This window comes from Kitasatospora sp. NPDC001539, assembly GCF_040298565.1.
Classification (GTDB): Bacteria; Actinomycetota; Actinomycetes; order Streptomycetales; family Streptomycetaceae; genus Kitasatospora.
This window is the reverse complement of the sequence record NZ_JBEPAK010000428.1, coordinates 1-3,078: the sequence shown is the minus strand read 5'-3', so window position 1 is coordinate 3,078 and position 3,078 is coordinate 1. Positions and strand designations below refer to the sequence as shown.

The window sequence follows — 3,078 nt, the reverse complement described above, 5'->3', positions numbered from 1 at the left end:
TGGTGGCCGACCTGCACGGCGAGCCGCGGCTGTTCCGGGCGGACCGGGTGCTGGCCGCGGAGACCACCGAGGAGGCGGTGCGGCGTCGCGAGGGGATGGGGCTCGGCGAGGTCTGGGCGGCGCTGCGCGAGCAGGTGGAGCGGGTGCCCACGGAGGTGCCGGTGCGGGTGCGGGTCCGGCGCGGCCGGCTGGACATGTTCCTGCGCATCCACGGCGGCCGGGTCACCGAGCTGCCGCCGGAGGCGGTGTCCGGCCCGGGCGAGGAGTGGGTCGAGCTGGTGATGGCCTTCCCGGCCCCGGCGGCCGTCCGCTCGCTGCTGGCCTTCGGCGCGGACGTCGAGGTGCTGGCCCCGCCGGCCGCCCGGCGGGAGTTGGCCCGGTCGGCGGCGGAGGCCCTGCGGCTGTACCAGGACTGAGCTGTCGCGGCCGGCGGGGGAGGGGCGCCACGGCCGCGGCGGGGCGGTGGCGGGGGCCGGGTCGTACCCGGGCGGGGTCGCGGGGCCCCGGCCGGTTCAGGACTCGGGCGTGGTCCGGACGACGTCCCGGTAGTCCCCGAGCGAGATCGCCGCGAAGTTGTGCAGGCTCTCGGTGCCGTCGCTGAAGTAGCCGTTGTGGCCGGAGGCCCGGGCCGAGGAGATCTGCTCCGCACCGAAGCCGCTGCCGGTCGGGTCGGCGCCGTGGCCCAGCTTGCCGACCTCCAGGAAGGGGACGTTGCCGATCCAGTCGCTGGGGTTGCGGGCGGCCCACACGTGGACGCCGCCGCCCAGCTCGGAGGCGCTCTGCACGCCCATGCCCGGGCTGCCGAAGACCATCATGTCGGTGATGCCCGAGGTGTCGGACGGCGAGGCGGCCGCGCGCGGGATCTTCGGGGCGGCGGTGCCGCAGACCACCGAGCCGTACGAGTGGCAGAGCAGCGCCGGGGGCGCGTCCGGCCGGGTGGTGACCCTGAGGCCGGCCAGCAGTCGCTCCAGCCGGGGCGCGGCGACGTCGGCGAGCCGGGAGGTGGCGGCGTCCGGGCCGAGGCCGGAGGGGGTGACGTAACCCGTCCAGGCGATCACGGCGGTGCGGGTGCCCGGGGCCTGGCGCCGCTCCTCGGCGAACAGGGCGCGGGCCATCCCGGCGGGGGAGCGCAGCGGCTCGGCGGTCTGGTCGAAGTGGCCGAGGTCGGCGTCCGAGCCCGGGACCAGGACGGAGATCCGCTCGGCGTCGGCGAGGTCGCCCCACACCTCGGTGACCAGGCCGCGGCCGCGCGGGTCGAAGGCCAGGATCTGGCGGCCGGGGGCGAGCAGGCGCTCGACGTCGTTGGCGCGGGAGACGGCCAGCGCGTGGGTCTCGGCGTCGAGCTTCTTGTCCGCGGCGCGGGCCCGGGCGGCGTCGCGCTCGTTCGCCAGCGCGATCCGGTTGGCGCGGTAGCGCAGGTCCAGCGGGGCGCCGTCGTAGTTGCCGACGACCAGCGGGTAGGCCTTGACCAGCCGGTCCAGCTCGGTGGGGGCGAGCGAGGCGAAGAAGGCGGCGGCCTCGGTCGGGCCGGTGACGGCCGGGTCGGGCAGGGAGCGCCCGAAGGAGTGGTCCTGGATCCAGGCGGCGCTGCCGGCCGGAGGGGTGGAGATCGCCAGCTGCTCGGAGGAGACCGCGGCCGCGGCCGCCGAGGCACCGGCGTCGGCGAGCACGGCGCAGCCCGCGAACGCCCCGATCATTACCCGCTTCCAGCGTCGACGCTTGCGCACCGCACCAACTCCCTTGGGCCCGTCACCGTTTCTCGGGCGGTGCCCGGAGGGTGCGATTGGACTGCTGAACTTCCCTGCGCAAGCGTAGAGGTCACGGCTGAGTGACGGACACGCCTAAACTGTGGGATGGATCACATGAACCGGGGGTGTCCTCCAGGCGTCCGTGTCAGGGCGTTCCGGCGCCCCGGGCGGGGTGCCGGGCGTCGAATTCGCGGACCAGCCGTTTGGGCGCCGTCCGCCGCCACGCCTCGGTGACCAGCTCGTGCAGTTCCTCCCGGTCGACCAGGTCCAGCCGGACCCGCACCCAGCCGTGCCGTCCGACGTAGGGGGCGACGGAGAACACCTCGGGCTCGGCGGCCAGCAGTTCGGCCTGGTCCTCCGGGGAGGCCTTGACGGTGACGCTGCCGCCCTCCGGCGCGCCCATCGCGAAGATCTTGTGCCGGACCCGCAGGGTCTCGATCTCCCAGGTCGGCTCCTGGGCGGATTCCGGCAGGTCGAGGGCCATCGCGCGGAACTCGTCGAACGTCACCATGACGGCAGGTTAGGGCAGGGCGGCGACAAGACGCCCCCGGCGCGCGCCGTGGCGCACCGGAGGCGTGTGGCCGGCACCGTCCGCCGGCGCGGGCACTGACTGAGGGGCGCGATCACACCACGCCCAGCGCGTACGCGGCGAAGATCGCCGCCGCCGTTCCCGCCGCCGCCTTGCCGGCCCGGGGAAGGGCCGTCCAGGGGCCGTCGAAGCGGCGGGCGAACCACCCGACCGCCACCAGGGCGGCGGCGAACAGCGGGAGCAGCGCCAGCCGCGCGGCCACCCAGCCGAGCGAGTCCGGTGCCGTGGTCAGCCCCGGGACGGCCCCCAGACCGGCCGCGCCGGGCACCGCCACCGCGAGCATCGCGCTCTGGTGCCAGCAGAAGATCGTCATCGCCGACAGGTTGACCACCACGACCGGCAGCCACAGCGGCGGACGGCTGGCCAGCAGCCGGCCCAGCCGCTCCCGCAGCAGCACCGCGGCGCCGCACTGCACCGCCGCCAGGGCGAGCACCAGCAGGGACGGCGGGTGCGAGTTGGTCCGCTCGACGCCGGGCACCCCGACCATGCTCGCCGGGTAGTGGAACGCCAGCAGCAGCGCGGCGAACAGCGCCCCGCCGCCGAGCAGCAGCAGCCGGGCGGCCGGCCGGGTGAGCCGGTCCCGCGCCCACAGCACCCCGAGCTGGTAGCCGAACAGCCAGCCCGGCAGGATGTTCAGCAGTCCGACCCAGGACGGCACCGCCTCGGCCCACGGCCCGTACCGCAGTAGGTCCACCAGCGCGACGACGGCCACCAGCAGGCCGGCGGACCAGCCGCCGAACC

4 protein-coding genes are annotated in these 3,078 nt (G+C 75.9%); 1 reads left to right on the top strand and 3 read right to left on the bottom strand.

The annotated features are described in order from the left end of the window. Positions 1-416 (top strand): WCX domain-containing protein (locus tag ABT247_RS32850; protein WP_350750165.1); only part of this gene is annotated, 416 nt, incomplete at its 5' end. Between the two features lie 96 nt (positions 417-512). Here the strand turns inward: ABT247_RS32850 and ABT247_RS32845 are convergent. The 3 genes from ABT247_RS32845 to ABT247_RS32835 all read right to left on the bottom strand — a co-directional run. After that, complete coding sequence (locus ABT247_RS32845; RefSeq protein WP_350750163.1) at positions 513-1,697, bottom strand: alpha/beta hydrolase; 1,185 nt, start codon at positions 1,695-1,697, stop codon at positions 513-515. Positions 1,698-1,893: 196 nt separating this feature from the next. Continuing rightward, a complete protein-coding gene (locus ABT247_RS32840) occupies positions 1,894-2,259 on the bottom strand; it encodes an MmcQ/YjbR family DNA-binding protein (RefSeq protein WP_350750162.1) in 366 nt (121 codons plus the stop codon). A gap of 112 nt (positions 2,260-2,371) precedes the next feature. Then, positions 2,372-3,078: acyltransferase family protein (locus ABT247_RS32835; RefSeq protein WP_350750160.1), on the bottom strand; the 707-nt coding region annotated here is incomplete at its 5' end.

What these genes read in the sequence shown, in the direction of transcription:
- ABT247_RS32845 (WP_350750163.1), bottom strand. Translation starts at nt 1,697, where the DNA reads ATGATCGGGGCGTTCGCGGGCTGCGCCGTGCTCGCCGACGCCGGTGCC.
- ABT247_RS32840 (WP_350750162.1), bottom strand. Translation starts at nt 2,259, where the DNA reads ATGGTGACGTTCGACGAGTTCCGCGCGATGGCCCTCGACCTGCCGGAA.